Raw genomic sequence first — 18901 nt, 5'->3', positions numbered from 1 at the left:
CCCCCGTTGACCGACCGTTCCGAACTGATCACCCAATTTTTGAAAACCGCCGAATGGAACCATGCGACACGGTCCAATCTGGCGGGCGATGCCTCTAACCGCAGCTATGACCGGCTGACGGACCCGAGGCACGGCGCCGCTGTTCTGATGAACGCCCCGCCAGAGCGGGGAGAGGACATCCGCCCCTTTGTCAAAATGACCAACTGGTTGCTGGATCAAGGAATTTCCGCGCCCCGCATTTTGGCCTCCGATGAGGAGGCCGGATTTCTTCTGTTAGAGGATTTCGGTGATGATCTGTTCGCCCGTCTTTGCGGCACCGCCCGCGCGGATGAGGTCGAACTCTACACCGCAGCAGTCGATGTTCTGGTCCATCTGGCAAAAGCGCCGCCCCCTGCGGAGATTGCCCCATATGACAGCGCAACCTACTTGCGCGAAGCACAGTTGCTGACGGACTGGTATCTACCGGCTGCAACGGGGCAAGAAACCTCACCAGCATTGCGTGCGGAATTTGACAGCCTGATGACCGAGGCTTGCGACGGACTGGCTCAAATCACAGTGGTCCTGCGGGATTATCATTCGGAAAACCTGCTTTGGCTGCCGGATCGGGACGGCATCCGGCGTGTCGGACAGCTTGACTATCAGGACGCGCTGCTAGGCCATCCGGCCTATGACCTTGTATCCCTGCTGGAAGACGCCCGCCGCGATACCAGTCCCACCTTGCAAACCGCGATGTTTGATCATTATGTCACGCAGTCCGGTGTGGATCGGGAGAGCTTTCAAACAGCCTATAACACACTGGGAATGCAACGGAATATCAAAATTATCGGGATTTTCGCTCGGCTTTGCGTGCGGGACGGCAAGCCGGTTTATCTTAACCACATGCCACGCGTCTGGGACCATTTGCAGCGGGATCTGCGCGATCCGCGACTGACAGCCGTTGCAAACTGGATCGAACGTCACGTGCCGCCACCAACAGAAGAGGTGCGAAAGCGCATTATCGGGGCCGGACGATGAAGCCCGTAGCCGCGATGATCTTCGCCGCCGGTTTTGGAACGCGCATGGCCCCGCTGACGGACAAAATGCCCAAACCCATGATCAAAGTGGACGGTAAACCCTTGATAGACCACAGCCTTTCCCTGTTGAACGGGTTCAAAACCATCGTGGTCAACACCCACTACCGCGCAGAACAGATAGAAGCGCATCTTGCAAAGCAGTCAAATGTGACCTGCCTGCGGGAAGAGCCTGAAATTCTGGAAACTGGCGGCGGGTTGATGAATGCACTGCCACAGCTCGGGTCTGATCCGGTCGTGGTGATGAACTCTGACGCGGTATTTGTCGGTCCGAACCCCGTGCCAGACCTGTTAGCCCGTTGGAATCCGGATCGAATGGACGCGCTGTTAACACTTGTGCCGATGGCGCAGACCATCGCCCATGAAGGCAGCGGCGACTTTTCCCTAGACGAAAATGACACCCTGATCCGTCGCGGCGAAAATCCGACAGCGCCATATGTCTATTCCGGCGTACAAATCCTGAAAACCGAACGGCTTGCAGGTATTTCGGAAACGTCTTTTTCCCTGAACCTGCTGTGGAACCAGATGATCGCAGAGCGACAGGCTTTTGGATGGGTTTATAGCGGAAAATGGGTGGATGTTGGTCGGCCTTCGGGCATTCAGGCCGCAGAAGAGGCTTTGGCACATGTTTGAACCGACGTCCAAACCCCGCGTTTTTGCAGTGCCTGTGGGCTGCGATTTTTCCCGCAGCTTTATCGCCGGATTGCAAACAAGACTGGCCGGTTACGGTCCGGAAATGCTGGGCCGCACCGAGATATTCGTAAACACACAGCGAATGGCGCGGCGTTTGAAAGAACTGCTGACCGAGGACGGTGCGCTGCTGCTGCCGAAAATCCGCGTGCTGACCGATATTGCAAACCACCCCGATCTACCGGTGGTGCTGCCCGAACCCGTCTCGAAATTGCGCAGGCAACTGACGCTCGCGCAACTTGTGGGCCGGTTGTTGGCTGCCGACGGGTCGATTGCGCCGCAATCCGCGAAGTTCGATCTCGCGCAATCCCTTGCCGCCGTGCTGGATGAGATGCAGGGCGAGGGCGTGCCCCTGTCTGCGCTGGCGGACATATCTGTAGAGGACCAATCCGGTCACTGGCAACGCTCGCTCGATTTTCTGAACATTCTAGCGCAACACTGGGACACGGAAAATCCGACCGATCCGCAGGACCGACAGCGGGCGGCAGCGCTGGCATTCGCGGCGAAATGGGCCGAGACCCCGCCAGAGCATCCTGTGTTGGCGATCGGGTCCACCGGATCACGCGGGGAAACCGCGCTGTTTATGCGTGCAGTCGCCGCGCTGCCACAAGGGGCGGTGGTTTTGCCCGGCCTTGACCGGGCCCTCAGCGTGGAAAACTGGGACGCGCTAAGTGCGGAATCCGTTTCGCTCGACAACCCGCAATCGGCGCTGGCACATTTTTGCAAACAGGCCGGGGTAGCGCTAGGGGATATTGCAGATTGGGCAACGGACAGCCCCGCAAATCCGGCCCGCAATGCGCTGGTATCTCTGGCGCTGCGTCCTGCGCCGTTTACCGACCAATGGCTTGATGAAGGACCCGAACTGGTGCCCCATCTGGAGGCCGCAATCAAAGGCTGGTCCCTGATAGAGGCCGAAACCCCCAAGGAAGAAGCCATGGCACTGGCCCTGCGTCTGCGGGCCGCGCTGGAAGAGGGCAAACGTGCCGTTCTGATCACCCCCGACCGGACCCTGACCCGCCGTGTCAGCGCCGTGTTGCAACGCTGGAATATCCTGCCCGATGACAGTGCGGGGCGGCCGCTGCACCTGACACCGCCCGGTATTTTTCTGCGGCTGGTGGCCAATTGCATGGGGCAACGTCTGACACCGCTGGACCTGATTGCGCTGTTGAAACACCCGCTAACTGACAGCGGCGTGCGCGAGGGAGACAGCCGCCGTTTTGCCCGTGAATACGAAAAACAAAAGCTGCGCGGCGGTGCGCCTTTTGTGGACTTCGACGCCCTGCGCGATTGGGCAGACAAGGATGAAAAAAATCCCGCCCGCCGTGTCTGGGCCGACTGGATCGTGCGCTGTCTGGCGCCCCTTGAAACGATGGCCGATGGCGATCTCTCCGCCATGCTGGAACTGCATCTGCAAACCGCCGAAGCCCTTGCCGCAGGCCCTTCGCAAGAGACCGATCACGAGTTGTGGAAACTGGAAACCGGAGAGAAAGCCGCGCAGGTTTTCAATACCTTGCAAAAAGATGCTGATGCCGCTGGCCCCCTCAGCCTTGCCGATTACCGCGCGTTGTTTTCCAACGTACTAGGCTCTGAAACCGCGCGGGAGGCCCGTGCCTCTCATCCGATGGTGGCGATCTGGGGCACGTTGGAGGCCCGTGTGGAAACCGCCGATCTGGTGCTCCTTGGCGGCATGAATGATCCGATCTGGCCCGGTGTCGAAAGCCCTGATCCGTGGCTGAACCGCGCCATGCGCAAACAAATCGGCCTGCCCCCGCCCGAACGTTTGATCGGCCTCTCGGCACATGATTTCCAGCAAGGCTGCGGCGCCGCAGAACTGGTGATAAGCCACTCTCTGCGGGACGGGGATGCGCCGACAGTGGCCTCGCGCTGGATCGTGCGCATTCTAAACCTGATGAACGGTTTGGGCGAAACCGGCAAAGCTGCTGTTAAGACCCTGACAGAGAACGGTCAGCACTGGGTCGACATGGCACGCCAAATGGACCGACCTGCCACAACGGTTCGCCCCGCGCCCCGTCCGGCCCCGATGCCCCCCGCCGGAAAACGCCTGAAGCAACTGTCAGTGACACAGGTGGAACGGCTGATCCGAGACCCTTACGCGGTTTATGCGCAGAAAATTCTGCAACTGCGGCGGCTCGATCCGCTGGGGCGCGAACCGGATGCCCTGATCCGCGGCATTGCTCTGCACAAAGTGGTTGAGGTCTTTGTAGAGCGCTATCCCGAGACCCTTCCCGAAGATGCCCGAACCGCGCTGCTGGATGTAGCAGAAGAGGTGCTGCGCAACGAGGTACCATGGCCCGCGATGCAGCGCATCTGGCTGGCACGGCTGGCGCGGATCACCGGCTGGTTTGTCGCACAAGAGGCAGAGCGCCGTCTGCGGGGCGGCTCCACCGCGCAGGAAATAGAGGGTGTACGCACGATCGAATCCCTCGACTTCAAGCTGGTGGCCAAAGCGGACCGGATTGACACCGATGAAGCGGGTAATTTCCTAATCTACGACTATAAATCCGGCTCTCCTCCAAAACCGGCACAAGTTAAACACTTCAATAAACAACTTCAATTGGAGGCTGCAATTGCAGTCGCTGGCGGATTTGAAAAAATAGGTCAGGGTATACCCGTTTTACTGGAGTACATCGGTCTAAGCGGTGCCGCTCAGGAGACCAAAGGATTGACTCTTAGCATAGACATTACACCTGCAGAAATTGACGCGTTCTGGCAAGAGTTCGTTGAACTTGTGCAGTCCTTCCAATCTGCGGAGAAGGGCTTCCCATCGAGAACGCGCGTCCAATATATGAGCTTTGCTTACGAATTTGACCATCTTGCCCGCAAAGGCGAATGGGAAGAAAGCGATACACCCGTGGAAATCCCCGTGGGAAGGACAAACTGATGGCCGCAGCACCGATGAACGACGCAACCCGCGCACAGGTTCGCGCTGCCGATCCCGAAGCCTCTACCTGGGTGGCGGCCAATGCCGGTTCGGGCAAGACCCGCGTGCTGACCGACCGCGTGGCGCGGCTGCTGTTGAACGGAACGCAGCCGCAGAAAATCCTGTGTCTGACCTATACCAAAGCCGCCGCCGCCGAGATGCAGAACCGTCTGTTCAAACGGCTTGGCGAATGGGCGATGATGCCTGATGACGCCTTGCGCGAGGCCCTGTCCGAACTGGGCGAAGGCACAGCATTAGACCCTGTTGCTATGCGCAAGGCCCGCACCTTGTTCGCTAATGCGCTTGAAACGCCGGGCGGTCTGAAAATCCAGACGATCCACTCTTTCTGTGACAAGCTGCTGCGCCGTTTCCCGCTAGAGGCCGGAGTCTCGCCCCAGTTTGAAGTGCTGGAGGACCGTCAGGCCAAACTGATGCGCGCCGAAATTCTGGAAAGTCTCGCGGACGGGGACGGCACCAGCGCAGTAGACCGTCTGGCACGGTTCATGTCAGGGCTGGAACCCGATGCGCTGCTGGCGGAAATCGCCTCCAAACGGGATGCGCTGGACATTGAAGCGGTGCGCGCCCTATTCCCTGCTGCCAACAGCGAAAGCCCCGCTGATATGCTGGCCTATGTGCTGGACCGCGACACCCGCGAAGTGCTGCTGGAAACTGCGCGGGTGGTGAATGCCGAACAATCCAATACCGCCGATGCACCAAAGCTGGAACAACTGGCAAATGCCACCAGCATAGAGTCTTATCTCAAGGGCGCTGGCGGGTTGCTGCTTTATGGTCCAAGCGCCAAAGCAGGCCCGTTTTCTGCCAAGCTGGACAAGCTGCCCTCGCAAAAACCGTGCCGCGAAAACCACCCCGAACTGGTGCAGGCACTGAATGAAATTATGGAACGCACGGAAGAGGTTTACTGGCTCTATGTGAACCAGCTTGCGCTCGAACGGGCCGAGGCGATGGCCGAATTTTCTGCCGCGTTTCTAGAGCGTTACGACCAGTTGAAAACCCAGACAGGGCGGCTTGACTATGACGATCTGATCGCACGGGCGGGTCGGTTGCTGTCCGGTTCGCGAGCGGCAGAATGGGTGCTGTACAAACTCGACGGCGGCATTGATCACGTTCTGGTGGATGAAGCCCAAGACACCAGCCCGAGCCAGTGGGACGTGGTTAAGCTGCTGACCGATGAATTTACTTCCGGTGACAGTGGCAAGGATACCAACCGGACCATTTTCGTTGTCGGGGATGAGAAACAGTCGATTTATTCCTTTCAAGGTGCCGATCCTGCGGAATTCGACGTGATGCGCCAACGGTTTTCCAGCCGTCTGGAAGCCGTGCAGAACCGGCTGGAAGAAGTGGAACTATCCTATTCCTTCCGCTCCAGCGAACCGATTTTGCGGCTGGTGGACAAAGTGTTTGAAGGCCCCGCCGGTGAAGGCTTTTTGAAAAAGGCACTGCATCGCCCGTTCAAAACTGACCTGCCGGGGCGTGTGGATTTGTGGCCTTTCATCGAGGCGGAAAAGACCAAGGATGATACCCCGTGGTATAAACCTGTGGACACCCCTGCACCGGATAATCCCCAGACCATTCTTGCCCGCCAGATTGCCGCGTGGATCAAACATGTGCTCGACAGCAAACAGGAATTGCCCGGTCAGAACCGTCCCGTGCGGGCAAGCGATTTTCTGATCTTGGTACAGGGCCGTCGTCCGATTTTTCACAGCATTATCAAAGAACTGAAGACCCTTAATCTGCCTGTGGCAGGGGCAGACAGGCTTGACGTCGGGCAGGAACTGGCGGTGCGGGATATGCTGTCGCTGCTGAAGTTTGCCGATCTGCCAGAGGATGATCTGTCTCTGGCAGAGGCGCTGCGCTCTCCGCTGCTGGGCTTTAGCGAGGCTGAATTGTTTCACGTGGCACAACCGCGTGAAAAGGGCAAAACCCTGTGGCAGGCTTTGCGGGAGGCGGAAAAACACTACCCTGCGCAACTGGCGATCCTGCGGGATGTGCTGAAACAGGCGGATTTCCTGCGTCCTTACGAATTGATCGAACGTATCCTGACCCTGCACAAAGGGCGTGAAAACATCCTCGCCCGTCTGGGCGCCGAGGCCGAAGACGGTATCGACGAACTCCTGTCCCAAGCCATGCGCTACGAACAACTCGAAGCGCCGAGCCTTCCGGGGTTCCTGAACTGGTTCGCGGCGGGAAAAGTGGAAATCAAACGGGAAATGGACAGTGGTGCGGGGCAGATCCGTGTAATGACGGTGCACGGATCGAAAGGTCTGGAAGCGCCGATTGTGATCCTGCCCGATACCGAAGTGCGCAAGGGCAACAGCGATTCCTCGCAAATACTGGCACTGAAAGAGGGTGGTTTTCTGTGGAAATCCCCCGAAGACATGTCCCCGATGGTTCAGAAAGACGCAAAAGAGGCCGCCAAGACCTTTGCCGAACAAGAGCGGATGCGCCTGCTTTATGTGGCGTTGACCCGCGCCGAGCAATGGCTGGTGGTGGCGGGTGCTGGGGATCGGGGTAAGGAAGGCGCAAGCTGGTATAATCTGGTGGCCGAAGCGATGGAGCAAGGCGACTGGATGCCGGTCACACAGGCCGAGCTTCCAGCCGTCGGTGCGGGTCTGTCTGTGCTCCACAACTGGCGCAATGCCCCGCTGGAAATTCCGGCTACCACACCGCGAAAGACATCGGCTCTGCCGGATTGGGTGAACCACATGCCCCCCGCGCCGAAACAGGCGGCAGAGGTGCTTTCGCCATCTAAATTTGAAGGTGACAAAATCGTATTTGGCGGCGTCGACGGGGCAGATAAGGACAGCGCCATGCGCAAGGGTACACAGGTGCACTTGTTGCTGGAGCATCTGACAAAAACACCGCCAGAGGCACGCCGCGCCAAGGCCGCCCAACTGCTCAGCGGTGCGATAGCGCCAACCTCGGATCTGGAATTCGACCATATCTTTGCCGAGGCCGCGGCCGTGCTGGACGATCCTACACTGGGGTATGTGTTTGAAGACACGGTTCTGGCCGAGGTGGGCGTCTCTGCGCCACTTGCCGCGCTGGGCGGGCAAAGGATGGAGGGGATCATCGACCGGCTGGTCGTAGCGCCGGACCGGGTGCTGGCGATTGATTTCAAAACCAACGCCACAGTGCCGGACTGCCCCGCAGAAATTCCCCTTGGCATCCTGCGCCAGCTTGCGGCCTATCACGACGCATTATCCGCCATATATCCCGACCGAACGGTAGAGGTTGCCGTGCTCTGGACTGTCAGCCGCGAGATCATGACAGTGCCGCACGACATTGTGAGGAATGCGTTCCAAACCGCTGCGACAGCTTGACCTATCCGCTGCCGGTTCATAGGTTGCGGGTAACATTCAGATACCCTTATGGAGAAAATTAATGGCAACTGTAGCTGTAACAGACGCGACTTTTGAAGCGGAAGTCACCAACGCCGATCTGCCCGTTGTGGTGGATTTCTGGGCCGAATGGTGCGGTCCGTGTAAACAAATCGGTCCGGCACTGGAAGAACTGTCCGACGAACTGGCAGGCAAGGTTAAGATCGTCAAAGTAAACGTTGACGAAAACCCCAGCTCCCCTGCGCAACTCGGCGTGCGCGGCATCCCTGCCCTGTTCCTGTTCAAAGACGGCGCAGTTGTATCCAACAAAACCGGCGCAGCCCCGAAAGCCGCGTTGCAAGGCTGGATCAACGAAAGCATCTAATCTCTACCGCATAAAAAACGCCACGGCCTGTCGTACAGTCCGTGGCGTTCTCCATTTTCTGAAAATATCCCCGCGCGGAGCGCAGGGAATTTGGCCTCCGGCGGGGATATTGACCGCCAGAAGAAGGCCTTAGTCGTTTTCCCGCAAGATCCGTCCCGCAAGATACAGTGATCCGCAAATCAGGATACGGGCCGCAGCGTCGCGGGATTTAATGGTCTCAATGGCTTCTTGAACCGAGCCGGCCACCTCTGCATCCAGACCGACCGAGCGGGCAGCCTGAACGGTGTCTTCCGCGCTCAGCGTGGCGGCTTCGCCCGGAATGGTGACGCCGTGCAGGGTGACAGCTTTCTGTGCAAGCGGTCGCAAGTAGCCAGCGGCATCCTTCGTGTTCAACATGCCGGTGATCAAGTGCAGCGGACGTTGCGGCAGGCGATCCAACGCCTCTGCCAGTGCCTTGCCCGCAGCAGGGTTATGCCCGCCGTCTAGCCAGAGTTCGCATTCCCCTGCGGCCTCTACCAGCGGGCCATTGCGCAAATGTTGCAAGCGGGCAGGCCATGTGGCTTTTGTCATCGCATCCGCCGCCGCCTCTTCGGACACCCCGAGGATACGCAATGTGGCAAGGGCGGCACCGGCGTTTTGCATCTGATGGCTGCCGATCAGGGCGGGCATGGGCAAGTCCCACAACCCGTTCTCATCCTGATAAAGCAGACGGCCGTTTTCTTCCCAGACATGCCAGTGCTGGCCATGTATCTTAAGGGTCGCGCCTACTTTGGCAGCTTGTCGTTCGATCACTTCGAGGGCTTCATCCTCTTGCGGGCCGATCACGCCGAACGTGTTCCGCTTGAGAATGCCAGCCTTTTCAAAGGCGATTTTGCCCAGCGTATCACCGAGGTATTGTTCGTGGTCGATGGAAACCGGCGTGATCACACAGATCTCGGGCTTGTCGATCACATTGGTCGCGTCGAGCCGACCGCCCAGTCCGACCTCTAACAAGGTGTAATCTGCCGGTGTATTGGCAAAAGCCAGCAGTGCGGCGCAGGTGGTGATTTCAAAATAGGTGATCGGCGTGTCACCATTGGCTGTTTCGCAAGCCTCCAGCGCTTTGATCAGGTCTTCCTCGCTGATCAGCTCCCCTGCGACACGAATCCGTTCGTGGAACCGCGCAAGATGGGGCGAGGTATAGGCATGAACCGCGCTGCCTTGCGCCTCCAGTCCGGCACGGATCATCGCCTGGGTCGAGCCCTTGCCGTTCGTACCGGCAACATGGATCACCGGCGGCAAATGGCGTTCGGGGTTGCCCAGCGCATCGAGAAGACGGGTCATGCGCTCCAGCGTCAGGTCAATAATCTTGGGGTGAAGCGACATCAGGCGGTCAAGCACAATGTCGCTATGGGCCGTCTGTGCCAGTGATGTCACGTGGTTGAATCCTCTTTCGCCGCTTCCTTACGTTCGGACGCAGGCGCGGGCAGGTCGGCAGCAACCGGAGGGGTCTGCTTTGTCAACATCCGCACAATGGAGATCAGTTCATCCCGCATATCCTTGCGGTGGGTGACGCGGTCCAGCATGCCGTGATCCAGCAAATATTCTGCCCGCTGAAAGCCTTCGGGCAGCTTTTCACGAATGGTCTGTTCGATCACACGGGGACCGGCGAAACAGATCAGGGCGTTCGGTTCTGCGATTTGCACATCCCCGAGCATGGCATAACTGGCGGTCACACCGCCTGTGGTCGGATGGGTCAGCACGACGATATAGGGAAGTCCCGCCTCTTTGAGCATTTGCACGGCAACCGTGGTGCGGGGCATTTGCATCAGCGAGAGAATACCCTCCTGCATCCGCGCACCACCGGCGGCAGAAAACAGGATCATCGGGCATTTCTTTTTCACCGCACGTTCGGCAGCGGCGATAATTGCGTTGCCGACATACATGCCCATAGAACCGCCCATGAAGGAAAAGTCCTGTCCCGCGGTAACAACATGGGTGCGCCCCATCTTGCCCTCTGCAACCAGCATGGCTTCTTTCTCGCCAGTCTGCTTTTGCGCCGCTTTCATCCGTTCGGGATATTTTTTCTGGTCGCGGAACCCCAGCGGGTCTGCGTTCGGCTCTGGCACCTCAACCTCGGTGAACAGGCCGCCGTCATAAAGGGCGTGAAAACGGTCACGGGGGGTGATCAGCATATGGTGATCACAATTGGAGCATACGTTCAGCCCGTCTGCCAGTTCGCGGTGGAACAGCATTGTGTCGCACTCGGGGCATTTGGTCCACAGATTGTCCGGCACCTCGCGGCGGGAAAACAGGGAATTGATCTTCGGGCGAACGTAGTTCGAAATCCAGTTCATGGGTGTGTCCTGATTTAACTGTTGCCCCTATTTAATTCCGCAGCGCAGCGAATGCAATCACCGCCGCTCCCGCCAGCGCATCACCAGCAGGTAGCAGCCGTAAATAACCAGCAAAGCCGCGATGTCCATGAGCAGCAGCTGGCGCACAGCTTCGTGATCCGAGACGTGAATGCGGGTCACGAACAGGGATAATCCGTTCAGCGTCCCGTCCATCGACACCAACATCATCGCCAGAAAGTTGTTCATCAGATGCAGACCGATGGCCGCGCCAAGGTTTCCGGTGCGCACTGTCACATCCGCAGCAATCACCCCGAACAGGGTTGTGGCGGCCACAATCAACAGACTGTTGGTGCCAAAGCGGGTGGGGTCGAAATGCAGGCTGCCAAAGACAAGTGACGGTAACACCAGCCAGATCCAGCGGTTCTGAAACCGCGTTGCAAATTCCTGTAGCAGATAGCCGCGAAACACCAGCTCTTCGGCCGAGACCTGTATCAACAGCAACGGCAGGGCGGGCAGCATCCACAACACCCAGTTTGACAGAGGCAGGTTTGGCACGGCTTCACCGCTGCCCAGCGCCAGTGTGAACGCGATTGCCTGAAACGGCGCCACGATCATGCAGGCCAGAAGAAAATTGCGTAGCACCCCGCCCCTGCCCAAAAGCGTGCCGATAGACTGGCCGCGAAACAATCCGACCGTCAGCCAGACCGCGGCAAGCATTGCGACGAAAGTCAGCAAAACCCCGATCATCGCAACCGGCGTTTCAGGTTTCGACACATGGGCGGAAACCGTTCCCATCGACTCTGCAAGGGGGATGTTCTGTGTCACAGACAGCCCGATGCTGAACAGGGCGACCAGTCCGAAGGTGATCTCGGTATAGGCCAGCAGCAGGAACAAAACCGCGCCCAAAAACAACAACCCGCCCCGGTGCTCGCGGGCGGGTGCGATGAATGCGTCAAATTTATCGTTCATTTGTGGCAGCATCTGCTGTATTCCTCCGCCGGTACCAAAGCGATCCTGCTGTGGTGCGTGGTTTAGAGGGTGACATAGTGACAATCAACTGCCTGTCCCGAATGCGTCTTGGTTTTGCCTGTCTTGTGGCTGTGCTTCTTGCAGGCTGCGTAAATGCGCCGGAGTTCGGGGTGTCGGCCTCTGCCTCTGAGGTGCCGCAAGATACGAAGGTTGTGAAGGTCGCCGGTCAATCGGTGACTCTGGGTCGTGCAGCGGGGTATTGCTTTAACGAAAAACAAAGCCGCAGTTCGTCCAGCGGGGCGTTTGTGGTGATGGGCCCTTGTGACATCGGCAAACCTGAAAACCGCGCTAAGGGATTGGTAATTATCAACGTTCTGGCAGAAACTGGCATTCAGAAGGCGATCGCAGAACAGGATCTTGAAGGTTATTTCCAGTCTGAAAAGGGCCGCGCTGCGCTAAGCCGTGAGGGCAATCCGGACCGTCTGAGCATTCTGGGGACCATGCAGGAGGACGGCATCCTTTACGTCCACACACGGGATGCAGACGGGCCGGTCATTCCCGATACGACCGCCGAACAATGGCGCGTGTTCTTTGTGGTATCAGACCGGCTGGTTTCGGTTTCGGTGGTGAATTTCGTCGACAGTCTGATGCCCGACGGAGAGGTTTTCTCCCAGATGGAAGAGATCGCCCGCCGGATCAAATCCCTGAACTGAGCCGATGACGAAACCTGTGCATATTTAACGGGATTCGCGGAAATATGCGACAGTCAACGAATTGTTTCCAAATTGGCACTATTGCGGCTAACACCGGAGTCATGAACCTTCCAAGTCTGTCCCAGCCAGTGTAACGAAACGGCATGTTAGAACGATTGAAAAAATTTCTGGAAGAGACGCGGCACCGGCAAAGCCTGCGCTTCTGGCGGGCGCATAGTGGATTGGTGCAGGACATGCCCCTGTCCGATCTGCGTGGCCTGCGCAAAAAGGCAAATCAGGCGCGCCGGTTGATCGACCGTATCAACCACGTGGCCGTGTCGCGCCTGACCCTGCCGGTCATCGGATCGAACGCCATTCGCAAACCACCCCGCACGGAATGGGCCTATCGGCCACAGGCTTGGGCGGGTCCGGTTTATCCTTCGGGTCTGGCAGCGGTGGGCAGCAAACAAAAGATCGGTGACGAAGTTACCATATTTCACGATTGCAACCAGTCCGAACTGGCCTTCCGGCAGGTCCGCAACACCAGCGCGGAAGATTTCGCCCCTTTCGGGCTGCGCATGGATGTGTTCAATTTCGACGGCTCTTTTCTGTCCCTTGCGGTGGAGATGCCTGCTGAAGCGCTCAACGGATTGAAGCGCAGCCATATTCTGCGGCTGGATATGCGGATTGAAAGTGAACGGCCGCAGGAAATGTTTGCGCGGCTGAATATCCGCCACGGTCCGAATACCGAACAGATCGTGCGGGAGCTGGATATGGGCGGGCAGAATTTCTATGTGGAATTCGACCTTTATTACACCCAGTTCAACGAAGATCGCGGCGACAGCATGTGGGTGGACCTGATCTTTGAGGGGCCGTCCATGAACGAGGTAACAATCCGCGACGTGACAATGATCCGGCGTCCGCGCGCGTCGATTTAAGGGGGCGGTATGGCCAAGAAATTCCTGCTGAACAAGAAACAGATCGTCGGTGGAAAATACACCGGTTTGATGCGGGCCAAGGGTAAGGGCAATCCCACGCCCGCGCTGGAAATGCTGCATCTGGGCAGCGTTGTCGGCTCTGTCACGGTCGAACCGATTGGCACTGACGGGGACAATTGGGAAGTGACTGCGACCATTCCGGCAGAACTGCTGACGGACGGGGTGCAAACATTCCTGTTGGTGGCCGAGGGGGATACCGTCATTCTCGACAGGTTCTCTATCATCACCGGCGAACCGCTGGAAGAAGACCTGCGGGCGGAAATCGAACTGTTGCGGGCTGAACTTGATATGCTGAAACGCGCCTTTCGCCGCCACTGCACCGAAACCATGGGCTAACCACGCCGCCGTGTGAAATCTGCCTTAACGTTGCGTCCCGCGTGACAATTGACGTTCACGTAAGCTATGCTGCGCCAACGGTTCTCAACAGACGGATTCACGGCATATGGCACAAGCTCCCTACCCGAATTTACTCGCACCGCTTGATCTGGGGTTTACCACCCTGCCCAACAGGGTCTTGATGGGCTCCATGCACACTGGTCTGGAAGAGACCGGAGACTGGAACCGCGTTGCAGAATATTATGCGGAACGGGCGCGGGGGGGCGTTGCCCTGATGGTCACGGGTGGCATTGCCCCGAACGAAGAAGGCGGCGTTATGCCCGGCGCGTCCGGTCTCTATAATGATGCGGATATTGCCCACCATAAGATCGTGACCGACAGGGTCCACGATGCGGGCGGTAAAATTGCGATGCAGATCCTGCATGCAGGCCGCTATGCCTATACCCCAAAGGCCGTAGCGCCATCGCCGGTGAAATCCCCCATCTCTCCGTTTCCGCCCGCGGAACTGGATGCGGCGGGGATTGAAAAACAGATCGCAGACATCGTGAACTGCGCTGTGAACGCACGGTCTGCCGGTTATGACGGTGTCGAGATCATGGGGTCCGAAGGCTATTTCCTGAACCAGTTTCTTGTGACCCACACCAACAAGCGCACCGATGAATGGGGCGGTTCCTACGAAAACCGGATGCGCCTGCCGGTCGAGGTTGTGCGCCGCACCCGCAAAGCAGTCGGGGACGATTTCATCATCATCTATCGCCTGTCGATGATTGATCTGGTGCCAAACGGCTCCACCTGGGAAGAAGTGGTGCAACTGGCCAAAGCGGTTGAGGCAGCCGGAGCCACCATCATCAATACCGGCATCGGCTGGCACGAAGCCCGCATCCCCACCATCGCCACAAGCGTGCCGCGCCGTGCCTTTAGCTGGGTGACAAAAAAGCTGATGGGGTCGGTGTCCATTCCGATCATTACGTCCAACCGGATCAATACGCCCGATGTGGCCGAAGCCGTCCTGTCCGAAGGCTGCGCCGATATGGTGTCTATGGCCCGCCCATTTCTGGCGGATGCGGATTTCGTCAACAAAGCCGCAACAGGTCAGGCCGCAAGTATCGCGCCCTGCATCGCCTGTAATCAGGCCTGTCTGGATCACACGTTTTCTATGAAACTGACCTCCTGTCTGGTCAACCCCCGCGCCTGTTCGGAAACCGAACTGGTCTATACCCCCACAGACGCGCCAAAAACGGTTGCGATTGTGGGGGCTGGTCCGGCCGGACTGTCCACGGCGCTCGTTGCTGCACAGCGGGGCCATAAAGTGACCCTGTTCGACGCAGCCAGCGAACTGGGCGGGCAGTTGAATATGGCAAAACAAGTCCCCGGCAAGGAAGAGTTTTTCGGGTTGGTGGACTACTACACCCATGCGGTTGCAACATCAGGCATCGAAACGCGGCTCGGGCAGTTTGTCAGCGCAGAGGACCTGCAGGGGTTCGACGAGGTGATCATCGCCACAGGGGTTACACCCCGCGATCCGGCCATCGAAGGTCAGGACGGCGGTAACGTTGTCAGCTATATTGATGTGTTGCGGGACAAGGTGAACGTGGGCGAACGGGTCGCCGTCATCGGTGCGGGCGGTATCGGATTTGATGTCTCAGAGTATCTTGTCCACGAGGGCATCAGCCCGACCGAGGATCTGGACCTGTGGAAAAAGGAATGGGGCGTTGGCGACCCCGAAGACACCCGCGGCGGGTTGGCGCCGGAAGGGGCGCAGCCGGAACCGCCTGCACGTCAGGTCACTTTGTTGCAACGCAAATCCTCAAAGCCGGGCAAGGGTCTGGGGAAAACAACCGGCTGGATCCACCGCTCTGCGCTGGCGATGAAGAACGTGAAAATGCTGGCTGGTGTGAACTATGAAAAAATCAGCGACGCGGGGCTGCATGTCAGCTTTGGCGAGGCGCGCGAAAACCCGACCCTGATCGAAGCGGATACGATTGTCATGTGTGCAGGGCAGATTTCCAACCGCACACTGGCGGACGAATTAGAGTCCAGAGGTGTATCCTGCCATGTAATCGGGGGCGCCGATGTGGCAGCCGAACTGGATGCGAAACGAGCGATCAATCATGGGTCCCGTCTGGCCGCTGCCCTCTGATCAGAGTATTTTTGGAACATTGAAGCAAGGTGGGGTTTTCCTGCCTTGCCGGAGCGTCTAAGGCTGGGGCACCCACAAGTCCCGAGGCCCCATGCGCGCATCCGTAGTCATCTCAGCAGTTGTTGCCGCACTGGTCGGTTTTGGCGGATCATTGGCGGTTATTCTGGCCGCAACAGAGGCGGTGGGTGCGACGCCGGTGCAAACCGGATCATGGGTTGCAGCCTTGTGTCTTTCGATGATGGCAACCACTGCCATTCTGAGCATCCGGCACAAAATGCCCATCATCACCGCATGGTCCACACCGGGCGCCGCGCTGATTGCGGCGAGCAGCGGAAACGGGTTTGAAGCGGCGGTCGGGGCATTCCTGTTCGCTGCGGTTCTGGTACTGGTTACAGCCTGTTTTCGGGTTGTCGCAGAGCTGATAGAGCGGATTCCAGCCGCGCTGGCCTCTGCCATGCTGGCGGGCGTGTTGTTTGAATTTGTGGTCGCAATTTTTGAGCACGCGGCGGTGGTTCCGGCGCTCGTCCTGCCGCTGATTGCCGGTTTCCTTGTGCTGCGATTGTTTTCTGCCATGTGGGCTGTGCTGGGGGTGCTTGCGCTTGGGATCGGGCTGTCCTTTATGCTCGGCATGCTCGAGCCGGTGGAGAGCTTGCAGATTTCCACGCTGGTTTGGGTCACACCAGCCTTTGATCTACCGGTGATGCTGGGGCTGGGGCTGCCATTATATCTAGTGACAATGGCATCACAAAACCTGCCCGGTTTTGCAGTGTTGCGGGCTTCGGGGTATCAGGCGCCGAGCCGTTCTATTCTGGGCGTCACCGGCATCGCATCGGTTTTGACCGCTTTTGCCGGTGCGCATACGTCCAACCTCGCTGCGATCACCGCCTCTATTTGCACGGGGCCGGACACCCATCCCGATCCGGACAAACGCTGGCTGACAGGTCCGGTTTACGCGCTGACTTATGCGGTTCTTGCGCTATTTGGCGCGTCGCTGGTGGGGATGTTTGCAGGCTTTCCCCCGGCGCTGGTGGCCACGGTTGCCGGCGTCGCGCTGCTCGGCCCTTTTATAGGTGCGGCGAGCGCAGGGTTTGGCGGTAAAGAGCACCTGTTTCCAGCCGCGCTGACCTTCGTAGTGACAGCCTCCGGCGTTAGTGTTTTCGGGATCGGAGCGGCCTTCTGGGGGCTGGTTGCGGGACTTTTGGCACTGGGGCTAGAGCAATTGAAACGCTGATCAGGACAATTCGTCCATAATGGTGATCAGGGTCGAGGTGATGCCCGGTTCGGACAGGGAATGGCCCGCATCGGGAACCGTAAACAGCCGCGCGGCCGGCCAGTTATCCCGCAGACGGTAGGCGGTTTGCGGCGGACAGATCATATCGTAACGCCCCTGCACAATAGAGCCGGGAATATGTTCGATCTTGTGCAAATCCTTGAAAATCTGCCCGTCTTCCCGCAGGAAGCCTGCGTTGTGGAAGTAGTGGTTCTCGATCCGCGCAAAGGCCAGCGCATAGGCCGCAGGCACGACACCGCGGTTGGGTGACTGTTCCAGCGCAGCAAGTGCGCTTTCCCATTCGGTCCAAGCACGGGCAAAGCGGACCTGTATGTCCTCATTTTTGGAAAACAGGCGCTTGGCATAGTTGCCAATGACGTCATCCCGTTCACTGCGGGGCAGCAATCCGGCGAAATGTTCCCACTCATCCGGAAAGAATGCGGCTGCACCTCCGCCATAAAACCAGTCCAGTTCGGATTTAGTCATGGTAAAGACACCGCGCAGGACCAGATGGTTCACCCGATCAGGATGGGTCTGCGCATAGACCAGCGCCAGCGTTGCCCCCCAAGATCCGCCAAAGACAATCCAGTTTTCGATGCCGAGTTTCTGCCGGATCAGTTCAATATCCGCGACAAGATCCCATGTAGTATTGTTCTCCACACTGGCATGGGGGCGAGAGCGCCCGCAGCCCCGTTGGTCGAACAGGATAATGCGATAGAATTCCGGATGAAAAAACCGCCGCATCCCCGGACTGCACCCGCCCCCCGGTCCGCCATGAAACACGACAACAGGGATGCCGTTAGGGTTCCCGCATTCCTCTACATAGATCGTATGATCGCCCGGAACCTCCAGCATCAACTGGTTGAACGGCTGGATGACAGGGTAAAGGTTTCGGGATGCGCCAATTTGGCTCTCGGAATTTCGCATAGGTGGTCTATATTATTTCATGGTTGATCCCCAACCTTGGCAGTTCGAGGACATGAGTGCAATGGCAGCAGCGACAACAATTGACGATCACGAAGTCGCAAAGTTTGAAACGATGGCCGCCGAGTGGTGGGACGAAAACGGCAAATTCAAACCGCTGCACATGCTGAACCCCTGTCGTCTGGGTTATATCGTGGACCAGATCACGGCAGAGTTCGGGCGGGACAAGGACGCGCTGGACAGTCTGAAGGGTCTGCGTATCCTTGATATAGGCTGCGGTGGCGGCCTGTTGTCAGAACCTATGGCCCGACTGGGCGCGACAGTCGTCGGGGCGGATGCGGCGGCGGGTAATATACCCGTGGCACAGGTCCACGCCCATCAGATGGGGCTGGAGATCGACTATCGCCATACCACTGCCGAAGACCTCGCCGCCGCCGGAGAACAGTTCGACGCGGTCTTGAATATGGAAGTGGTGGAGCATGTTTCTGATCCGCAGGCCTATCTGACCGCCTGCCAGCAATTGCTGAAACCGGGCGGGATCATGATCTGTTCGACCCTGAACCGGAACCCCAAAAGCTATATGATGGCGATCATCGGAGCGGAACATGTGATGCGTTGGTTGCCGAAGGGAACCCATGACTGGGCCAAGTTCATCACGCCGGACGAATTGTACGGGCTGATCGAACAGGCGGGGCTCACCCCTGTGGATCGCAAAGGGTTTGTCTTCAACCCGCTATTGTGGAGCTGGTCCATATCAGAGCGGGATCTGAGCGTGAATTACGTCACAGCCAGCGTGAAACCGACCTGAGGAA

General features: G+C 58.3%; 15 protein-coding genes. 11 read left to right on the top strand and 4 right to left on the bottom strand.

Annotated elements, in window-relative coordinates:
* The first annotated feature begins 6 nt into the window (after positions 1–6).
* The 5 genes from BFV97_RS01360 (at position 7) to trxA (ending at position 8424) form a co-directional block, all read left to right on the top strand.
* Positions 7–1014 carry an aminoglycoside phosphotransferase family protein gene (locus BFV97_RS01360; RefSeq protein WP_069298515.1) on the top strand — a complete coding sequence of 336 codons (1008 nt, stop codon included), beginning with the start codon at positions 7–9 and terminating at the stop codon, positions 1012–1014.
* Positions 1011–1703 (top strand): nucleotidyltransferase family protein, encoded by a 693-nt coding sequence (locus tag BFV97_RS01355; protein ID WP_069298514.1) that lies wholly within the window; start codon positions 1011–1013, stop codon positions 1701–1703. Before BFV97_RS01360 ends, BFV97_RS01355 begins: the two co-directional genes overlap by 4 nt.
* Positions 1696–4662 (top strand): double-strand break repair protein AddB, encoded by a 2967-nt coding sequence (gene addB / locus BFV97_RS01350; RefSeq protein WP_069298513.1) that lies wholly within the window; start codon positions 1696–1698, stop codon positions 4660–4662. Before BFV97_RS01355 ends, addB begins: the two co-directional genes overlap by 8 nt.
* A complete protein-coding gene (gene addA, locus BFV97_RS01345) occupies positions 4662–8042 on the top strand; it encodes a double-strand break repair helicase AddA (RefSeq protein WP_083225448.1) in 3381 nt (1126 codons plus the stop codon). Before addB ends, addA begins: the two co-directional genes overlap by 1 nt.
* A 61-nt stretch (positions 8043–8103) precedes the next feature.
* On the top strand, positions 8104–8424 hold the full coding sequence (gene trxA, locus BFV97_RS01340) for a thioredoxin (RefSeq protein ID WP_069298512.1): 321 nt from the start codon (positions 8104–8106) through the stop codon (positions 8422–8424).
* Positions 8425–8553: 129 nt separating this feature from the next.
* Here the strand turns inward: trxA and BFV97_RS01335 are convergent, their stop codons facing one another.
* From BFV97_RS01335 to BFV97_RS01325, 3 genes are read right to left on the bottom strand one after another with little or no spacing between them, the layout of a single operon-like run.
* Complete coding sequence (locus tag BFV97_RS01335; protein ID WP_069299025.1) at positions 8554–9789, bottom strand: bifunctional folylpolyglutamate synthase/dihydrofolate synthase; 1236 nt, start codon at positions 9787–9789, stop codon at positions 8554–8556.
* A gap of 47 nt (positions 9790–9836) precedes the next feature.
* Positions 9837–10760, bottom strand: coding sequence for an acetyl-CoA carboxylase, carboxyltransferase subunit beta (gene accD, locus BFV97_RS01330; RefSeq protein WP_069298511.1), 924 nt, complete (start codon positions 10758–10760; stop codon positions 9837–9839).
* A 57-nt stretch (positions 10761–10817) separates the two neighbouring features.
* Positions 10818–11741, bottom strand: a complete 924-nt coding sequence (locus BFV97_RS01325; protein WP_069298510.1) for a CPBP family intramembrane glutamic endopeptidase — start codon at positions 11739–11741, stop codon at positions 10818–10820.
* 65 nt (positions 11742–11806) lie between these two features.
* Here BFV97_RS01325 and BFV97_RS01320 point away from each other — a divergent pair, with 65 nt between their 5' ends.
* The 5 genes from BFV97_RS01320 (at position 11807) to BFV97_RS01300 (ending at position 17126) form a co-directional block, all read left to right on the top strand.
* Positions 11807–12442 (top strand): hypothetical protein, encoded by a 636-nt coding sequence (locus BFV97_RS01320; RefSeq protein ID WP_157888249.1) that lies wholly within the window; start codon positions 11807–11809, stop codon positions 12440–12442.
* 143 nt (positions 12443–12585) lie between these two features.
* On the top strand, positions 12586–13359 hold the full coding sequence (locus BFV97_RS01315) for a DUF6478 family protein (protein ID WP_108721608.1): 774 nt from the start codon (positions 12586–12588) through the stop codon (positions 13357–13359).
* Between the two features lie 9 nt (positions 13360–13368).
* Positions 13369–13755, top strand: a complete 387-nt coding sequence (locus BFV97_RS01310; protein WP_069298508.1) for a hypothetical protein — start codon at positions 13369–13371, stop codon at positions 13753–13755.
* 106 nt (positions 13756–13861) lie between these two features.
* Positions 13862–15895, top strand: a complete 2034-nt coding sequence (locus BFV97_RS01305; RefSeq protein ID WP_069298507.1) for an NADPH-dependent 2,4-dienoyl-CoA reductase — start codon at positions 13862–13864, stop codon at positions 15893–15895.
* A 91-nt stretch (positions 15896–15986) separates the two neighbouring features.
* Entirely contained in the window at positions 15987–17126 is a 1140-nt protein-coding gene (locus tag BFV97_RS01300; RefSeq protein ID WP_069298506.1) for a benzoate/H(+) symporter BenE family transporter, read from the top strand.
* Here BFV97_RS01300 and pip read toward each other — a convergent pair whose 3' ends face one another.
* Positions 17127–18092 carry a prolyl aminopeptidase gene (gene pip, locus BFV97_RS01295; protein ID WP_069298505.1) on the bottom strand — a complete coding sequence of 322 codons (966 nt, stop codon included), beginning with the start codon at positions 18090–18092 and terminating at the stop codon, positions 17127–17129.
* A gap of 61 nt (positions 18093–18153) precedes the next feature.
* Between pip and ubiG the strand changes: the two genes are divergently transcribed.
* Positions 18154–18897 carry a bifunctional 2-polyprenyl-6-hydroxyphenol methylase/3-demethylubiquinol 3-O-methyltransferase UbiG gene (gene ubiG, locus BFV97_RS01290; protein WP_069298504.1) on the top strand — a complete coding sequence of 248 codons (744 nt, stop codon included), beginning with the start codon at positions 18154–18156 and terminating at the stop codon, positions 18895–18897.
* Positions 18898–18901 lie beyond the last annotated feature (4 nt).

The organism is Neptunicoccus sediminis (genome assembly GCF_001719615.1).
Classification (GTDB): domain Bacteria; phylum Pseudomonadota; class Alphaproteobacteria; order Rhodobacterales; family Rhodobacteraceae; genus Amylibacter; species Amylibacter sediminis.
This window is presented reverse-complemented; position numbering and strand designations above follow the sequence as displayed.